Here is a 17271-nt window from a genome sequence, read left to right on the forward strand (position 1 = left end):
CGGGCGCCTATATCGCCGCGGCAACCCGCCTGCCTTTCCTCTACGGCCGGCCACTGATCGGCGGACTGCTCTGCGCGATCATCGCCTATGTCGTGATGAACTGGGTCGTCCTCCCGCTGTCGGCGGTAGGCTATAAGCCGACCACCAATCCGGAGATGATGGCGTTGAGCTTCGGCATTCACGTCGTCGGCTTTGGCTGGCCGATCGCTTATGTTGCGCGGGCGATGGCGCGACGCTGAGCGACGTTCTGCATGGCGGGCGGCTTTCGCTTCGTGTTGCCGTTATCGCACAGTTCGCCGCAACGCCGGATGAGAAGTGAATTCCCGCTGTCATCCCCATCGCCGATCTGCCATCGTCATCCGCGGATGCGCGACGCCCTTCCCGCCCTGACGCCTGACGGAACATCTTTCCGCATGGCCTCGTTCGGCGCTGTCATGAAACCCGGCTACTCGCCGCTCCACCAATCCCTACTCGCCGAAAGGACCGCATGAGCCGCAAGCCTGTCCCCGCCCAATCCGGTGAACGCAGCCGGGTCGAGCTGACCTTCGACAAGCCACAGCTGCTCGCGCAACTTTTCGGGCAATATGACCAGAATCTGGTCGCGCTCGAACATCGCCTGGGCATCTACATCACCGCCCGCGGCAATCGTGTCGGGCTCGAGGGATCGGCCGAGCAGGTCGCGATGGGCCGCGACGTGCTCTACGACCTCTACAAGCGCCTGCAGCGCGGCGAGGATATCGATACCGGCCTGGTCGACGCGTCGATCGCGATGGCCTCGGAGCCGGTGCTCGACGGGATCATCAGCGCGGAGGCCAGCCCGACGCCGTCGATCATGATCCGGACGCGCAAGAAGACGATCGTGCCGCGCACGCCGGCGCAGGCGCATTACATGCGCGAGCTGACCACCAACGACATGATCTTCGCGCTCGGGCCGGCCGGCACCGGCAAGACCTACCTCGCGGTGGCCCAAGCCGTATCGCAGCTGATCACCGGCAGCGTCCAGCGGCTGATCCTGTCGCGCCCGGCGGTCGAGGCGGGCGAAAAGCTCGGCTTCCTGCCCGGCGACATGAAGGAGAAGGTCGATCCCTATCTCCGCCCGCTCTACGATGCTCTCAACGACTGCCTGCCCGCCGAACAAGTCGAGCGGCGGATCAGTTCGGGCGAGATCGAAATCGCGCCGATCGCGTTCATGCGCGGGCGCACGCTGGCGGATGCCTTCATCATCCTCGACGAGGCGCAGAACACCACGCCGGCGCAGATGAAGATGTTCCTGACCCGCTTCGGCGAGCGCAGCCGGATGGTGATCTGCGGCGACCCCAATCAGGTCGACTTGCCCGGCGGCGTTGAAGCGTCGGGCATGCGTGACGCCGTCACCCGGCTGGAGGGGATCGAAGGCATCTCGATGAGCCGCTTTACTTCCGCCGACGTCGTCCGCCACCCGATCGTCGGGCGGATCGTCGAGGCCTATGAAGGGCCGCACAGCTGATGCTTGAGATCGCCCTCACTCGCGAATCCCCCTGGCCCGAACACGATTGGGATACCCTCGCCGACCGCGCCGCGCGCGCGGCGATCGATCGCACGCCGCATGGCGAATTGCTGACGATTCCCGCCGCGGTCGAGATCTCGCTGCGCCTCACCTCGGACGACGAGGTGCACACGCTCAACCATCAATACCGCCACAAGGATAAGCCGACCAACGTCCTCAGCTTCCCGATGGTTCAGGCCGATCTGCTCGAAACGGTGACGCAAAATTCGGACGATGGCGAGGTGCTGCTCGGCGATATCGTCCTCGCCCACGGCGTCTGCACGGCCGAGGCGGCGGAGCGCGGCATCGCCATCGAAACGCACACGACTCATTTGATCGTGCACGGCGTGCTGCATCTGCTAGGTTATGACCACATGGCCGACCATGACGCCGAAGCGATGGAATCGATCGAAACCGACGCGCTCGCCTCGCTCGGCATCGCCGACCCCTATCTGATCAAAGAGGACTGACCGACTACAATGCCCGAGGGCCCCAGTACCGACGCCGGCGACAGTATCTGGCGCAAGCTGAAGTCGCTGTTCGGAGAACACGAACCGACGTTGCGCGATCAGCTCGAGGACGTGATCGAACGCCATGAGGACGATCCGGCCCCCGATGCCGCAGGCGACTTGTCGCAACTCGAGCGCCAGATGGTCCGCAACCTGCTCCATTTCGGCGAGCGCGACGCGGGCGATGTCGGCGTGCCGCGCGCGGATATCGTCGCCGTCGAGGAAAAGACCAGCTTCGCCGATCTCGTCACCTTGTTCGCCGAAGCAGGCCATAGCCGTTTGCCGGTCTATCGCGGTAGCCTCGACGAAGTGATCGGGATGATCCACGTCAAGGACGTGTTCGCAATCCTGGCGACCGGCGCGCCGCATCCGGACACCATCGGCGACCTGATCCGCCAGCCGCTTTACGTGCCGATGTCGCGCGGCGCGCTCGACCTGCTCGCCGACATGCAATCGAAGCGCGTCCACCTGGCGATCGTGCTCGACGAATATTCGGGCACCGAAGGCCTGGTCACGATCGAGGACCTGATCGAGGAAATCGTCGGGGACATCGAAGACGAGCATGATGATGCGCCCGAGGCGTTGCTCGTGCCGTTGGACGGCGGTGCCTGGGATGCCGATGCCCGCGTCGAGCTTGAGGATGTCGGTGCGACGATCGACCCGAGACTCGCCGAACATGACGAGGATGTCGACACGCTGGGCGGACTCGCGGCGGTGCTTGCCGGCCGCGTGCCGCTCAAGGGCGAGTGTTTGGAGACTCCGTCGGGCTGGACGCTCGAAGTGCTCGAAGCGGATTCGCGCCGCATCGAACGATTGCGCCTCCACCCTCCCAAGCCGATCCCAGAAGGCGCCGAATCCTAGGTTGAGAACTAAAATAAGGCGTTGTTCTTTAAGCGGACCTTTCCAAAACTCGTCATCCCAGCGCAAGCTGGGATCTCAAGCAGCATAGCGTAAGCGCCGGAGACCCCAGCTTTCGCTGGGCTGGCGGCAGGGCGCGCTGGGGTGTCGGGAGGATTCCGCGGGGATGACGACTGGAAGTAGCCATCAGGGCTGGTGGTTCGGCAAATGCTAACGGCGAAGGCTATCTGATTTTGCAAAAGTTCGATAGGCGGCCAGGGTAAGCGGGCTTAAGAATAAAGCAACACCGATCAGCGCAGCGACAAAGAAGTCCCGTAAGTTGTCCGGGTCCAGGCATGTGAATGCAAAGACCAGGCGTGATTTTAGACCCCAGCCCCCTGCTTTGATGACCGCGTCACATACGCTGGGCATTGTGACTTGGTTGATTAGTTCGAATTGATCGACGAATGCGAAGAGCGCGCCAACGGCAAGAGTGAAATGTAAGCCAATCCACACAACAGCGAAAAGCCATTTTTGCTTGCTTTGCATTCGCGCACGTTAGCTCACCAACAGCGAAATGGGAATTATCCCAAATCAGGCTGCGAGTGCTGTTCGAACGGCTCGCCAGGTTTACGGGAGCAACTCGCCGAGGCGGTTCACCGGATGCTCGGCGATGCGCGCTAGGACATCGGCAAGCCAGGCCTGCGGATCGACATCGTTGAGCTGGAGGACGTCGCCGAGACGATCGACCCGGGACTCGCTGAACATGATGAGGATGTCGACACGCTCGGCGGGCTCGCGGCGGTGCTTGCCGGCCGCGTGCCGCTCAAGGGCGAATGTTTGGAGACTCCGTCGGGCTGGACGCTCGAAGTGCTCGAAGCGGATTCGCGCCGCATCGAACGCTTGCGCCTCCATCCTCCCAAGCCAATCCCAGAAGGCGCCGAATCCTAACGGCGGCTTTCACACGACGAGGAGGATGCAGCGGGCCGATACGGGGTCCGATCGGGAGCCCAAGTGTCCTGCCGCCTCTGCATCTCAATGCGGGCGTTACCGCAGCCGATTATCGCCTCGCTGCTTTTGCCACGTCCGCCCCGAACCGAAGAAGGCTTTTCTCCGGAATGCAGTTTTCACTTAGTCCACTCTTATTCCAATTTGGTATCACTCTAAGGCGACGCTTAGCCCAATAGCTGATGTCCATCGATATCCTGACCTGCTCCCCTTGATGCGTGAAGATTGCCTGGTCCCCTCGGTCCCCGTCACCGGTGTAACAATAATGCCAACCCATTTTTGCAAGTGATACCAGGATCTTGTAGACCTCTTCGTTGTCCGAAGCGTGCCATAATGTGAGCTGATCAAAGCCCGATTGCCCATAACCGCCAAGCAAATCGACCGCCGCTTCAAAGGGGCCTTGGCCGAGAAACATAACGTCGTGCCGGCGGCAGCGCATGTGCATTGCATCTTCGTTGAAGCAGGCCTTGAAGCCCTTGGCTTGCGCAAAACCCAGATCGCCACTTACCGGCAGTCCATCGACAAGAAGACGGGGCGGCGGGGGTCGCTTCGGCTGGCAGCCGATTGCCAGGAGCGTCAACAAAAGCATTCCGCGACCGGCTAGCTTGCCGATCGGTCGGCTTCCGGATCGGCCTGAAGCGCGAGCGCCTACCGTCTCGTGTAAGCGTCCCAGCATCGATGATCACCTACCTCACTCGCGCATGGTACTTAAATAGAACGTAATTCAAATTTCCTGTTGATCACAGCGTCCCTGCAAGGGGACGTCCGACAAGCCTCATGCTGACCTTTACGTTCGACCGCGCGTTCAACGACGTCCCATATTCGCCCGGAGCGCAGGTGCGCGGTTCGCCAAGTCGGACAAAAAAAGGCCGGGGATCAACCCCGGCCTTCCATTCCCGCCTTGTTCAAGCCGCGTAATGCGACGTCAATTGGTGACGATGCACGCCTCGCCCGCGACCTTCAGCTTGCCGCACAATTCCTGCGCAGCACCGGCGCTGCCGGCATTGACCTTGAGCCGATAGAAAGTGCGGCCATTGACCTCCGCCTTCTCGACCGACTTGCCGAGATTGGCGATGTAATTGAATCGCTTCGAGTCCCGCGTCCACGCCGAATTGGCCGCGGCCTCACTCGGGAAAGCACCGAGCTGCACCAGCGCACCGCCGCCACCGCCATTGGCGACCGCTATCGGCTTGCCCGGTGGCGGTGCCACCAGCTTGCCGCGCGAGCCTGCCACGCTGGCGGTCGCAACCGGGCTGCCAGGTCCGGTCTTGGCGTTGGCCGCCGCCTTGGTGCCGGCAACCGGCGCCTCGGGCAGCTTGGTTACCGCGATCTGGCTATTGCCGCCGCCATTGCCGCCGCTCGCCGCGACCGAGGCGTCGCCCTCGCCCTCGACCTTGAGGCCGCCGGGATCCTCGGGCTTGACCTTGTAGTCGCCTTCCTGCGCGGCGATCAGGTCGCCATTGCCGGGCGCTGGCGAGCGATGCTTCCACCAATAGACGCCGCCAAGCACCGCCCCCAGCGCGACCAGCCCGAGCAGGACGAGGCCGACGAGACGGCCGAGCGAGGGCCCCTCCTCGTCGTCATCCGCCGCGGTTTCGAGCCAGGGCAATCGGTCCTCATCGCGTGCCGCGGGTTCGGGCACAGGCTCCGACGCCACATATTCGTCCTCTTCGCCCGCCATCACTTCATCTCCTGGACGGCCTCGACCCCCATGATGGCCAAACCGTTGCGGACAATCTGCCCGATAGCGTCGCCGAGGAAAAGCCGCGCGCACGTCAGCTCGGGACGGTCCGGAATCAGGTAGCGCCGCTCGGGACGGTCGTTGCCGACATTCCATTGCGCGTGAAACTCTGCCGCCAAGTCGTAGAGATAAAAGGCAATCCGGTGCGGCTCACGCGCCGCCGCCGCGGTCTCGACCACGCGTGGGAACTGCGCCGCAAGCTTCACCAGCTGCAGGTCCTCCGTATCAAGCTGGGACAGGTCGACTCCGTTGCACGCGATCCCGGCCTCCGCCGCGCGCCGCTTGAGCGATGCGACTCGCGCATGGGCGTATTGGACGTAGAAGACGGGGTTGTCCTTCGAGGCTTCGACCACCTTGGCGAAATCGAAGTCCATCTGGGCATCGGCCTTTCGCGTCAGCATGGTGAAGCGGACGACGTCCTTGCCGACTTCGCGCACCACGTCAGCCAGCGTCACGAAGTTGCCGGAACGCTTCGACATCTTGACCGGCTCGCCGGCGCGCAGCAGCCGCACCATCTGGACCAGCTTGACGTCGAACCGCGTCTTTCCGCCGGTCAGCGCCTGCACCGCGGCGACGATCCGCTTGACGGTGCCGGCATGGTCGGCGCCCCAGATGTCGATCAGCGCGTCGGCGGTCTGCGCCTTCTGCCAATGGTAGGCGAGATCGGCGCCGAAATAGGTCCAGCTGCCGTCCGACTTCTTGATCGGCCGGTCCTGGTCGTCGCCATATTGCGACGAGCGGAACAGCGGCAGCTCGACCGGCTCCCAATCTTCGGGCGTCTCGCCCTTCGGCGCCTCGAGCACACCGTCATAGATCAGCCCGCGCGCGCGCAGCTCCTTCTCGGCGGCTTCAGGCTTCTTCGCCGCCTGCAGCTCGGCCTCGGACGAGAACAGGTCATGATGGATGCCGAGCAGCGCGAGGTCATCCTTGATCAGCACCAGCATCTGCGCGACCGCGACCTTGCGGAACAGCGCCAGCCATTCGTTTTCCGGCGCGGAGACGAACTTGTCGCCGAACTCGGTAGCAAGCGCCTGGCCGACCGGGATCAGATAGTCCCCCGGGTACAGGCCCTCGGGGATTTCGCCGATATCCTCGCCCAACGCCTCACGATAGCGCAGGTGCGCGGAGCGCGCGAGTGTGTCGACCTGGCCACCGGCATCGTTGACATAATATTCGCGGATGACCTTGTAGCCGCCCCATTCGAGCAGCGACGCGAGGGCATCGCCGACCACCGCACCACGGCAATGCCCCATGTGCATCGGACCCGTAGGGTTAGCCGAGACATATTCGACATTGACCGTCTGGCCGAGCCCCTTGGTCGAGCGGCCGTAATCGGCGCCGCCGTCGATGATCGCGGCGAGCTCGTTGCGCCAGGTGTCGTCGGTCAGCGTCATGTTGATGAAGCCGGGGCCCGCGACGGCAACGCTCGCCACCTCGTCGAGTTTGCCCAGTTCCGCCGCGATCTTGTCGGCGAGCACGCGCGGATTGGTCCCGGCCGGCTTGGCCAGCACCATCGCGGCGTTGGTCGCCAAGTCGCCATGGCTGGCGTCGCGCGGCGGCTCGACCGTCACCGCGCCTCGCGCCAGCGCGCTCGGCAAGTCGCCGTGCGCGGTCAGGGCATCGAGCGCCGCATCGATATGCGCGGCAAAACGGGTGTAGAGGGTCATTCCTGGGGTCCAACGATAAGGAGAAGGCGCGCCCTTAGACCAAGCGCGCGCCACACTCAAATTGCGATGCCGGCCATCATATTCAACGCCACGCGGTTGACTATGTTATGTTGTATCATTAGCTGGCGAATATGACTGCCCAACCTCAAGCCATCAACGATCCAGCGCACTGGGATTCGCTCGCGCAACGCTATGCGGACGAGGCCGATCGCATGACCGGCCTGTATTGCGAAGCGGCATGGCAACTCGCCGCCCTCCCGCCGGGCGCTCGCGTGCTGGACGTCGCGACCGGAGCCGGCGCGTTGCTGTCGATCGCGCTGCAGGACGGCGCCGATGCGATCGGAATCGATTTCTCGCCCGGCATGGTCCGCGTGGCGCAGGAGCGGACCGCCGCCATCCGCACCGGCGAACGCGCTTTGGTGATGGACGGCCAAGCGCTCGATTTCGTCGAGGCGAGCTTCGATGCCGCTTTCTCGATGTTCGGCGTGTTCATGTTCCCCGACCCGATCGCCGGTTTCGCAGAGATCGCCCGCGTGCTGCGGCCGGGTGGGCTGGCGGTGGTCGCGGTGTGGGAGAATGCCGGCGGCGCTGGCCCGGCGATATTGTTCCAGGAGGCGGCGCGGCGCCTGTTTCCCGATCGCCCCGTCCCCACGCCGATGGCGCGGCTGTTCAATTCGACGTCACTGCTCGATCAGGCGTTCCGTCAGGTCGGCCTCGAACCGCAAGCGGTCCACTCGGTGGAAAGGGCATGGCCGGCGCCGCCGGTCGAATGGTTCCGCGACAATGCCAAGCTCGCATTCGGTTGGTCGCCTTTGTGGCGCGATCTAGACGAGGATCGGCGCGCCGCGTTCGCCGATGAAGCGGCGGCGCTGGCGCTGAACCTGACACCTGAAGGAATCCGGTCGACCGCGCTGATCGGTATGGCGCGTAAATCGCGCTAGGCGCGCTCGACACTCGAACTCATTTACCCGCATCGAGGAAATCGCGAACCAGCTTCACCGTCGCACCGGGCTGCTCTTCCATCAGCCAATGGCCGGAATTGGGCACCACCGCTCCCGCAACATTCGTCGCCGTGGCGCGCATCACTGTCGCCATCGTCGTACCGAAGGATTTGTCGCCGCCGATCGCCAGGATCGGCATGGTCAGCTTACCGGCGGCGAGGAAGGCCTGATCATCGATCGCATCCTGGTCGAACGCCGCGAATTGAGAGAAGCCGGCGTGCATCGCGCCCGGCAGTGCGTAGAGTTTGGCGTAATGCTCGCGCGACGTTTCGCTGAACTTGGCCGGCGTGGCGGAGAATTCATTCCAGAAACGGTCGAGATAGATGCGCTCGCGTCCAGCGACCAGGCGCTCCATGTCGGGCCCGCCGAAGCGGAAATGCCACAGCAGCGGGTTCTTCAATATCTCTTCCCACGGCCCGATGCCCGGGATCGGCGCGTCCATCAGCACGAACCGCTTGATGCGATCGCGATGCTCGGCGGCAAAGGCATAGCCGACCATATTGCCGATATCGTGGGTGACGAGGTCGACCTTGTCGATCGTCAGCGCATCGAGAACGCCGGCAATGTCCTGGCCTTGCGTCTTCTTGTCATAGCCGCCGGCCGGGCGCGCCGACAGGCCAAGCCCGCGCAGGTCGGGAACCACTACGGTATGATCGCGCATCAGATCGGCCGCCAGCGGCGCCCACATGTCGCCGGTTTCGCCATAACCGTGCAGCAACACCACGGCGGGACCCTTGCCGCCGACGCGAACATGCAGCGTCGTGCCGTTGGTGGCGATGTCGCGTTCGACGAAGGAGGCCGGGAAGGGCTGGACTTGGGCCGCCGCCGGTGCCGCGGCGAGCAGGCTTAACGCGAGAATGGCTGAACGAAACATGGCAATATTCCTGTTTGGCGCGTCACGTTGGGCGCTATCGACAGGAAAGTGCGCGCGATGCATCGTCCGGACTAGTCGGACAATGCCGAATTCGGCTTTCGGAAGGATCGAACGATGATCAAGATGGACGGCATCGCCGCGTTCGTCGCCACTGCCGAATCCGGATCGATCAGCGAAGCTGCGCGGCAATTGGGGCATGCCAAGTCGGTTATCAGCGAACGGCTGACCGAGCTCGAGCGGACATTGGGCGTCCGGCTCGTCCAACGAACCACGCGCAAGCTGTCGCTGACCGAGGACGGCGAGAGCTTCCTGCCCCGCGCGCAACGGATCCTGTTCGAGGCGCGGGAAGCGCAGTCCGAAATCGCCGAGCGGCGCGATACGCTCGCCGGCACGCTGAAATTGTCGGCCCCCGTCAGCTTCGGCGTGCTGCATCTGGGACAGGCTTTATACGCTTTCCTAGCCGAGCATCCCGGTCTGGAGCTGACGCTCGATCTCGACGACCGTTTTGTCGACGCCGCGGCCGACGGGTTCGATGCGGTCATCCGCCATGGCCCGGTGGCGGACAACCGATTGGTCGCCAAGCGGTTGGCGACGACGCGGCGGATCTTGGTCGCGTCGCCCGATTATCTCGCGCGTCACGGAACACCACAGTCGCTGGCCTGCCTCAACGCCCATAAAGGCATCGTCTATACCAATCGCGAGGCCGATTGGCGGTTCGATGGGCCGGAGGGCTGGACCGTGATCAGGCCGCGCAGCGTGATGCGCGTGAACAATGGACTGATCATGCGCGACGCGGCGTTAGCCGGGCTGGGCATCACCTTGCTGCCCGATTTCTTTGTCCATGCCGAGCTTGCCGGCGGATCGCTCGTCCATGTCGAGGTCGGCGCGGCGGCCGAAGGCGCCGAGCTCTACATCTGCTACCCGCTTGCCCGCACCCAGTCCGCCAAGGTCGTCGCGCTGACCGACACCCTGCGGCGCGCCTTCGGCAACCCGCCTTATTGGGATTACTCTGCGCCGGCTGAGTCAGCTCGCGCCTCTGCCACAGCCGCGTAGATCATGCCCGCGACAGGCCGCTGACTGGCGCCGCTCCTTTGGTTTCCGAAAGCACCATCGCGTGCCCAGCCTGGACCACACGCCAAGGGATTGATCGACCGCGCTGATCGATATGGCGCGCACGTTCGTTACGCCCCCCTTGCTGGCCCGCGTGCTATGGCGCCGAGGACGGGAGATATACGTTCGACGCGTGAAGATGGACGATCAACCAATGTTCGCCATATCGCCGCAGAATCACGGTCCGGCGGCCGAGATTGTCGGCGCCCTCGAGTTCGAACATGGCAATCGCAAAATCGTCATAACGTTCTACTGACAGATTTGCCGGCTGAAGGTGATGATAAGGCGGCCCCAGCTGCGCCGTGGGCAAGGCGAGCGCCAATTGTCGCATTCCGGCCGGCATGCCGCTCTTGCGGCGGTAGAGCGACAGGTCGCCTGGCACGGGCGGGGCGCGATCGAAACTGGTCGCCTCGGGCGCAAATGCCGCTTCCATCGCTGGCAGGTCGCAATTCTCGAACGCGCGGAGAAAGGCGCGCAACGCCTTCTCCGGACCGGCCGGGTCGGTAGTAGGGAGGGGCACGGCCGTTGCGCCTAAATCCACAATTGCCGCGCAACCCGCTGCTGCTGCTGCGATCGCCTTGCGCCTGGTCAGAAATTGGTCCCGCATGTCCGCGCCTCTCCGCCCAAGACCGGCCGGGCGTGAAGTCCGGTCGCTCGTAAGGGTGACGCAATATTATACCCGGCTCAACCCGCCGACCGCATTCTGTCCCTTGGTGTCCGGAAACAAGGTCGCCATAACCTTGCCGGGGTCGACCTGATAATGCCCGGCCACCGCGCCAGCGACGAACTGGTCGAGGCCGAGCGTCGGCTTGAGGTCGCGGCCTTCGAACAAAGCCGCCTGCCCCAGCCCCGGCCAATCCGCCACCACGCGCCCACCCTTGACCGCGCCGCCGACCAGCATCGCCGCCGACCCGGTGCCATGATCGGTGCCGCCGGTGCCGTTGACCGCGACGGTACGGCCGAATTCGGTCGCGACCAGGATCATCGTGTCGTTCCACACCGGACCCATGCCGGTCTTGAGGCTGGCGAGCATCGCGTCGAGCCCCTTGAGCTGCGCCGTCAGCCGGTCGCGCTGACCGGCATGGGTGTCCCAGCCGCCGGTCTCGATCATCGCGATCCGCGCGCCATTGGCCGGCGCCAGCAACCGCGCCGCGAGCTGGCCGGTCGCCGCCGCGTTCTTGACGCTGACATCGGCAAGGTCGCTGGTGAGTTGGCGCGTGTCCATCGCTTCGCTCCACAGCCCGTGGAGTTGGCTATCGCCCTGATAGAGCGCGGCGACGCGGGTCAGCAGGTCGTCCGATGCCTGAGGGAGAGCGGACGGCGCGTAGCTGGTCACCTCATGCGGTCCGCGCATCGCGAGCGGGATCGTCGCGGAGATTGCGATCGCCTTGGCCTCGCCCGAAGGGATGACGCCGAGCATGCGGTTCATCCAGCCGTCCTTGACCTGATAGGCGCCGAGCCCGCCGCTTTCGAGCACGTTCTGGCCATCGAAATGCGAGCGATCGCGATAGGGTGAGGCGATCGCGTGCGCGAACAGTGCTTCCTTGGCATCGTACATGCCGCCAAGCGACGTCATGGCGGGATGGAGCGCGAACGTCGCGTCCAGCTTCTTGCCGGTGGCGAAATCCTCGGCCAGCTGGCCGCGCGCGCCGGCGAAGGCCGGATCGCCGATTGCGCCGATCGTGCCGAGCCCGTCTGCCGCGCCGCGCTGGATGATGAAGACGAAGCGGCGATCGGTCTCCGCCTTGGCGAAGGCCATGCGCGGCGCCAGCGCGAGCGCGGCAGCACCCGCGGAACCGATCAGGAAAGAGCGGCGATCGTGCATGGTTACCTCCTCAACATTTCGGGAGAGACGAGGAGCAAGGCGAGCGCCTGGCCGGGACTTTCGGCACGGGCCAACGCTTGTTCGGTTGCGGGGGCCAGCGTCGCCGGGAACAATTTGCGGGCGAGCGCGCGCGCATCGATTTGTGCGCCGGCGCGCGTGGCGAAACGTTCCGATGCTTCGACCCGGCGGACCAGCGCATCGGGCCCTGCCCAACTCGCGGCGATATCGTCATAACCGGCGGGCGAGCCCGGCTTCCAGGTCGGCTGGCCGAGCTGGTTGAGCAGTCCGACCGCAGCGAGCGGCTGGACCTGCTTCATGCCGAGCGCGCGATAGGCCGACACCGTCCATTCCCATGGCGACTTGAACTTGACCGGTTGCGGCACCCAGCATTCGGGGCTGTCGATCAGCACGCGATAGAGGCTGGGCAGATCGCCTCCGGTCTTCACGAAGCTCGCCTGGAGCCGCTGAACGAGCGCGGGCGGCGGGGTGTCGCCGGCGAAGTGCCGCGCCAGCTTGGTCGCGAGGTGCTGCGCGGTCGCGGGACTGGTCGCCAGCGTGTCGAGCACTGCCTGCGCCTGTTTCTCGCCTTCCTGCCCGTATTTGCGGCCAATGATGGTGCGTTCGCCAGGTTCGTGCAGCCGTTCGGCGAACACGAAATCGCCTGGCGTGCCAGCGGTCCCCGCCATCCGCGCACCGGGCCCGCGACCGATCCCCGCCACCGACCAGCCGGTCAGCGCGCGCGCGAATTCGGTGACGTCGACCTGAGTATAGCCGCTGCGCACGCCCAGCGTGTGCAGTTCCATGATCTCGCGCGCGAGATTCTCGTTGAGACCGAGCTTCCGGCCGTTCGGGCGCTGGCGCCCCGCCGCGAACCGCCCCGCCGTGGAATTGGGGCCGACCGACACCGCCTGGTCGAGATAGAGTAGCATCGCCGGATGGCGCTCGACGGCGTTGAGCATGTCGCCGAACGTACGCGTCAAATTGGGCCGGATCGCCTCGAATTCGAGCAGCCCCGACAAGCCGATCACCTGGAGCTTGTCGGCCGACACCGCAAAATGGTTGGCCCAGAAATGCGTCAGGCGATCCGCGAACGGGGCGGTACTGCTCAGCGCGGCGTTGATCCGCGCGCCGACCGCAGCGGCATAATCGTCGCGGACCTGACGGCCGACGAAGCGCCGCGCGTCCTTGAGCGGATCGTCGGCATCGGGCTTGGCGCCTGGTTCGGGTGTGCCGGGCGGGACGGCCGTGGCAGCTGCAGCCATCGCCATATCTTGCGGCGCAGCTGGCGGCATCGGCGCGGGCGCGGCTCGCTGCTGTTGCTGGCGGCGGCCCAGACCCATCTGCCGCAACTGGCGCTGCTGGTCGTAGAAATCGGCGAGTTCGCCCGCGACCCTGGCGCGCGGCGGTACCGCGGCGAGCGCTGCAGGCTTTGGATCGAACGCCTCTAACTGGTGCTTCAACCAGGCCTTGGGATCGTCGGGAGCGCCGTCATCGGGCCGGGCGCCAAGCCCGAAGCGATTGAGGGCAATGCTGGCATCGGTCGCCGCCATCGGCGCGTCACTCCTGTTCGCACCCGCGGTCTAGCCCGCAAGTGTCGCACAACTATCCCGAGCATAACGCGCCGGCCGGACGTTCCCTTCGCGCCGGTGATGGTTTGCCTAGAACCCATCAGGCAGGTCGATCGGTCCGACCGCTTCCCGATAACGAGCAATTGCATAACGATCGGTCATGCCTGCGATGAAATCGGCGATGTGCCGGCTGAGCCCGGGTTCATCGGCGGGCAAGCGCCCCGCCCAATCGCTCGGCATCAGCGAGGGGTCGGCATGATAGGCGGCGAACAACCCAGCGACGACGTCCCGCGCCGCTTCTGCGGCCGCCAATTGGCGCGGATGATGATACAGGTTCGCGTACATGAACTGCTTCAATTCGCGCTCGTCGTCGCGCATCCGCTCGGAAAATTTGATCAGCGCCCTGCCCGCATCGCGGACGTCGTCGGCCGATGTCACCCGCGCGTCGGCGATCGCCGCGCGGCTGGTTTCGATAAGGTCCATGACCATCCCGCCGATCTGGCCGCGGATCAGTTCGCCGACCAGCCGCTCGGGCGGGACGTCCGAGAACCGCGCACGGCATTCGTCCCAGCGCGCGGCAATCATCGGCAGATCGAGCAGCTGATCCAGGCTCAGCAGCCCGGCGCGCAGCCCGTCGTCGATGTCGTGATTGTCATAGGCGATATCGTCGGCGATCGCCGCGACTTGCGCCTCCAGGCTGGGCCAGTTCGCGAGCTCGAGCTGAAACTGCTGGTCGGCGCGCGCCAGCGCCCATTGCGGTTCGATGATCGGGCCGTTGTGCTTGGCGAGCCCCTCCAGCGTCTCCCAGGTCAGGTTGAGGCCGGGAAAACGCGGATAAGGGCTGTCGATCTCGGTCAGAGTGCGCAGCGTGTTGCCATTATGGTCGAACCCACCGCGGTCGTTGAGCGCCGCCTCCAGCGCATCCTCGCCGGCATGGCCGAACGGCGGGTGACCGATATCGTGCGCCAGGCACAGCGCTTCGGTCAGGTCTTCGTTGAGGCCCAATGTCCGCGCGACCGTGCGGCCGATCTGCGCGACTTCCAGGCTGTGCGTCAGCCGGACGCGGAAATGGTCGCCGTCGGGCGCCAGGAAGACCTGAGTCTTGTGCCGCAGACGGCGGAAGCTGATCGAGTGGATGATGCGGTCGCGGTCGCGCTGAAAGGCGTCGCGCGGTCCCCGCGCGGTGGTTTCCGGTTCGGGATAAAGCCGCCCGCGGCTGTCATCGGGATGCGAAGCATAAGGTGCGGGCGTCCTGGTCATCGTGCTCGCGTGTAGCGGCGCGAGTTTGGGAAATCTAACCGATACTTGAGCGCAAAGCCGAGGCGGTCACTTGCCGCCGAGACGATCGACCTTCTGCCCCTTGGTGCTGGTGAAGACGAACCCCGACAGGCCGGCTTTGGCCATCTGATTGACGAACGCCTGCGCCTCGTCCTCGGACTTGAACGGCCCGGTCAGGACGCGGTTGGTGGCGCGCAGCGGCGTCGACCATCCCTGGCGGGTGCGGAACAAGTCGGGCGCTTTGGTCTTGAGCGCGTTCCAGGCCTTTTCCAGCGCCGCCTGGTTGGCGCCGCCGGCGACCTGCACCCAGACGCGCGCGGGATCGCCTTTGGTCGCTACATCCGCCTTGGAGCCCTTGGCGTCGGCAGCTTCGCATTTGGCCGACGCCTTGCCTTTCGCGCTCGTTTTGCCGCGCGTGGTGGCAACCGGATCGGATTTACCACGTGTCCCTGTCTTGCCCTTGGTCACCGGCAACGGGCAGCCATTCTTATCGAGCGCCACTCCGTCGTCCTTCGCGTCGCGCGCGCTTTTCGCGTCCGCGGTCTCGCACTTGGCGGCCGACTTCCCTCTCAGCGTCGCCTTGCCGCGCGTCGCCGTACTGCCTTTGGCCGGTGGCAGACAGCCATTGTCGTCGAGCGCGGCACTATCCTGCTTGGCATCGCGGCCGCCCTTGGTGTCAGCGACCTCGCATTTGGTGGTCGATTTGCCCTTTGCAGCCGCCCGGCTCCGCGTCGTCGTTTTGCCTTTGGTCAGCGGGGGGCACGCGATCTGATCGATCGCCGCGTCGTCCTTCGATGCTTTTGCGTCCGCCGACGATTTGCCGTTGCGCCCCTTGGCGGACCTGCCGTCGCCGGCGTCGGCCAGTTCCTCATTCGCCGTCTTGCGGGGCGTCGACCTGGGTTCGGGCGCCCTGGCGGCGGGTTTGGGCGCCTCCACCTTTGCCTTTGTCTCGGGCGCGACTTCGACCGGCTTGGGTGCCGGCGGCGGCGGTGACGGTGGCGGTGGAGCGGCTCGCGTCGGCAGCGGCGCGACGCCTAGCTCCGAACCCGGTACCGAGATGCCGGCGATGATCCTGGCGAGCACCGTGTCTTCGCTGACCCGCGAGGTCGCGGTCGGCGCCGGGCTGATCCCAGCCTCGGCCGCGGTGGGACGGTCGGCTACGCCTTTATCGGCGCTCGTCGCGCTAAAGCCGGGAGCCGGGGCGGGCGCCGCCGCGACCACGATGGGTGCGGGCAACGGCGCTGGAGGAGGAGCGACGACCGTCGCCGACGCGGGCGGCGGAGCCGGTGGGGGGGCCGGCGTGGGAGTGGGAGTCGGTTTCGGAGCCTCGGCGACCTTGACCGGCGGCGGCAAGGGAGTCGGTGCCGGGGTCAACGCAGGCTTCGGCGCGGCCAGCGGCGCGGCATAGACGACGCGCGGTGACGGCGCGGGCGACGGCGGCGGTGCGGGCGTTGGTACCGCACGCGGCGGGAGGTAAGACGGCGGGTTCATCGCCACCTCGACCGGCGGTGCGGGCTTGGCCGCAGGTACTGCGGGGGCGAGATACTCATCCTTCTTGCGCTTCTTGTGCTTCTTGGTGTCCTCCTGGACAATCGGGCGCGGCCGGGGTTGCTCCACCACCGCGAGCACCTTGGGCGCGGAGGGGTCGGGCCCAAGCCGCGGCAGCGCTGGGATCATCCGCGCGTCGGCGATGCGTTCGGGCGTCGCGCGCAACTCGCCGAAATTGATCGCAAAGGCGCGATCGGCGGCCGACAGCATCGGCAGCCGGTCGAAGAACGGCGCCAGCCCCGCCCCAAGGCCCGGCGACATCATCGAATTGGCGATCTTTTGCGCCCCGTCACGATCGCCGCTCATCGCCAGGATGAAGGCGCGGTCGCGCCATGCCGCGCGATCGCTTTTACGGAGCAGCGCGTCGAGCAGGTCGAGCGCTTCCTTCTTGCGCCCCGAAATCCCCATCGACAGTGCATAGCGGCGGGTTATCTCGTCATCAGGCTTTGCCCGCAGCGCCAGGCGGTAATCGCGTTGCGCGCGCTCCTGCTCACCGATCAGATCATAAGCGAGGCCGCGATCGCCGGCATATTTGCTGGGATCGAGCCCGCGCGCTTCGGCTTCCTGGAACCGGCGCAGCGCTTCGCCGGGGCGCTCGGCACGCACCAACAAGCTGCCGAGTCCGGCCTTCACTCGCGGATTGAGCGGATCGAGCTTTTCGGCGCGGCCAAAAAAACCGGCGGCCGCGGTGTTGTCGCCCATCCTGAGGGTGAGCTCACCGGCGGTGACCAGCGCTTCAATGTCGAGCGGATTGGCAGCGAGGATGCGCATGTCCGCGGC

At 65.5% G+C, this 17271-nt stretch carries 16 protein-coding genes and 2 pseudogenes; 7 read left to right on the plus strand and 11 right to left on the minus strand.

What is annotated here, in order from left to right; genetic code table 11:
- From SAS01S_RS22865 to SAS01S_RS15355, 4 genes and pseudogenes are all read left to right on the plus strand, one after another.
- A pseudogene (locus SAS01S_RS22865) lies at positions 1 to 239 on the plus strand (hypothetical protein); the annotation flags it as partial.
- Between the two features lie 248 nt (positions 240 to 487).
- A complete protein-coding gene (locus SAS01S_RS15345; RefSeq protein ID WP_066810355.1) occupies positions 488 to 1486 on the plus strand; it encodes a PhoH family protein in 999 nt (332 codons plus the stop codon).
- Positions 1486 to 1995, plus strand: coding sequence for an rRNA maturation RNase YbeY (gene ybeY, locus SAS01S_RS15350; protein WP_066810357.1), 510 nt, complete (start codon positions 1486 to 1488; stop codon positions 1993 to 1995). The genes SAS01S_RS15345 and ybeY overlap by 1 nt, the downstream gene beginning before the upstream one ends.
- 9 nt (positions 1996 to 2004) lie before the next feature.
- Positions 2005 to 2895: a hemolysin family protein gene (locus tag SAS01S_RS15355; protein WP_066810359.1), complete on the plus strand. Its 891-nt coding sequence runs from the start codon at positions 2005 to 2007 to the stop codon at positions 2893 to 2895.
- A 207-nt stretch (positions 2896 to 3102) separates the two neighbouring features.
- On the opposite strand, the gene SAS01S_RS15360 is transcribed toward SAS01S_RS15355, so the two are convergent.
- Positions 3103 to 3420 carry a hypothetical protein gene (locus SAS01S_RS15360; protein WP_066810361.1) on the minus strand — a complete coding sequence of 106 codons (318 nt, stop codon included), beginning with the start codon at positions 3418 to 3420 and terminating at the stop codon, positions 3103 to 3105.
- Between the two features lie 81 nt (positions 3421 to 3501).
- Positions 3502 to 3597 (minus strand): annotated as a pseudogene (locus SAS01S_RS22245) (transposase domain-containing protein); the annotation flags it as partial.
- 18 nt (positions 3598 to 3615) lie between these two features.
- Between SAS01S_RS22245 and SAS01S_RS22250 the strand changes: the two are divergent.
- Positions 3616 to 3822 (plus strand): HlyC/CorC family transporter associated domain-containing protein, encoded by a 207-nt coding sequence (locus tag SAS01S_RS22250; protein ID WP_439646845.1) that lies wholly within the window; start codon positions 3616 to 3618, stop codon positions 3820 to 3822.
- 109 nt (positions 3823 to 3931) lie between these two features.
- On the opposite strand, the gene SAS01S_RS15370 is transcribed toward SAS01S_RS22250, so the two are convergent.
- The 3 genes from SAS01S_RS15370 to argS all read right to left on the minus strand — a co-directional run bounded on the left by SAS01S_RS15370 (position 3932) and on the right by argS (position 7287).
- Positions 3932 to 4468 carry a hypothetical protein gene (locus SAS01S_RS15370; RefSeq protein ID WP_439646844.1) on the minus strand — a complete coding sequence of 179 codons (537 nt, stop codon included), beginning with the start codon at positions 4466 to 4468 and terminating at the stop codon, positions 3932 to 3934.
- A 336-nt stretch (positions 4469 to 4804) separates the two neighbouring features.
- Positions 4805 to 5560, minus strand: a complete 756-nt coding sequence (locus SAS01S_RS15375) for an SPOR domain-containing protein (RefSeq protein WP_066810365.1) — start codon at positions 5558 to 5560, stop codon at positions 4805 to 4807.
- Positions 5560 to 7287 (minus strand): arginine--tRNA ligase, encoded by a 1728-nt coding sequence (gene argS, locus SAS01S_RS15380; RefSeq protein ID WP_066810371.1) that lies wholly within the window; start codon positions 7285 to 7287, stop codon positions 5560 to 5562. The genes SAS01S_RS15375 and argS overlap by 1 nt, the downstream gene beginning before the upstream one ends.
- A 131-nt stretch (positions 7288 to 7418) precedes the next feature.
- Here argS and SAS01S_RS15385 point away from each other — a divergent pair, with 131 nt between their 5' ends.
- On the plus strand, positions 7419 to 8228 hold the full coding sequence (locus tag SAS01S_RS15385; protein ID WP_066810372.1) for a class I SAM-dependent methyltransferase: 810 nt from the start codon (positions 7419 to 7421) through the stop codon (positions 8226 to 8228).
- Between the two features lie 19 nt (positions 8229 to 8247).
- Here SAS01S_RS15385 and SAS01S_RS15390 read toward each other — a convergent pair whose 3' ends face one another.
- Positions 8248 to 9162, minus strand: coding sequence for an alpha/beta fold hydrolase (locus SAS01S_RS15390; RefSeq protein ID WP_066810375.1), 915 nt, complete (start codon positions 9160 to 9162; stop codon positions 8248 to 8250).
- Positions 9163 to 9276: 114 nt separating this feature from the next.
- Between SAS01S_RS15390 and SAS01S_RS15395 the strand changes: the two genes are divergently transcribed.
- On the plus strand, positions 9277 to 10215 hold the full coding sequence (locus SAS01S_RS15395) for a LysR family transcriptional regulator (RefSeq protein ID WP_066810377.1): 939 nt from the start codon (positions 9277 to 9279) through the stop codon (positions 10213 to 10215).
- 154 nt (positions 10216 to 10369) lie between these two features.
- On the opposite strand, the gene SAS01S_RS15400 is transcribed toward SAS01S_RS15395, so the two are convergent.
- The 5 genes from SAS01S_RS15400 to SAS01S_RS15420 form a co-directional block, all read right to left on the minus strand.
- Positions 10370 to 10792 carry a YybH family protein gene (locus SAS01S_RS15400; RefSeq protein WP_169804972.1) on the minus strand — a complete coding sequence of 141 codons (423 nt, stop codon included), beginning with the start codon at positions 10790 to 10792 and terminating at the stop codon, positions 10370 to 10372.
- 153 nt (positions 10793 to 10945) lie between these two features.
- Positions 10946 to 12097 carry a DUF1501 domain-containing protein gene (locus SAS01S_RS15405; protein WP_066810381.1) on the minus strand — a complete coding sequence of 384 codons (1152 nt, stop codon included), beginning with the start codon at positions 12095 to 12097 and terminating at the stop codon, positions 10946 to 10948.
- A gap of 2 nt (positions 12098 to 12099) precedes the next feature.
- A complete protein-coding gene (locus SAS01S_RS15410) occupies positions 12100 to 13647 on the minus strand; it encodes a DUF1800 domain-containing protein (RefSeq protein WP_066810383.1) in 1548 nt (515 codons plus the stop codon).
- Between the two features lie 108 nt (positions 13648 to 13755).
- Positions 13756 to 14925, minus strand: coding sequence for a deoxyguanosinetriphosphate triphosphohydrolase (locus SAS01S_RS15415; protein WP_066810388.1), 1170 nt, complete (start codon positions 14923 to 14925; stop codon positions 13756 to 13758).
- Positions 14926 to 14991: 66 nt separating this feature from the next.
- Positions 14992 to 17262 carry an SPOR domain-containing protein gene (locus tag SAS01S_RS15420; RefSeq protein WP_157082846.1) on the minus strand — a complete coding sequence of 757 codons (2271 nt, stop codon included), beginning with the start codon at positions 17260 to 17262 and terminating at the stop codon, positions 14992 to 14994.
- Positions 17263 to 17271 lie beyond the last annotated feature (9 nt).

The sequence above is a fragment of the Sphingomonas asaccharolytica NBRC 15499 genome, assembly GCF_001598355.1.
Lineage (GTDB): Bacteria > Pseudomonadota > Alphaproteobacteria > Sphingomonadales > Sphingomonadaceae > Sphingomonas > Sphingomonas asaccharolytica.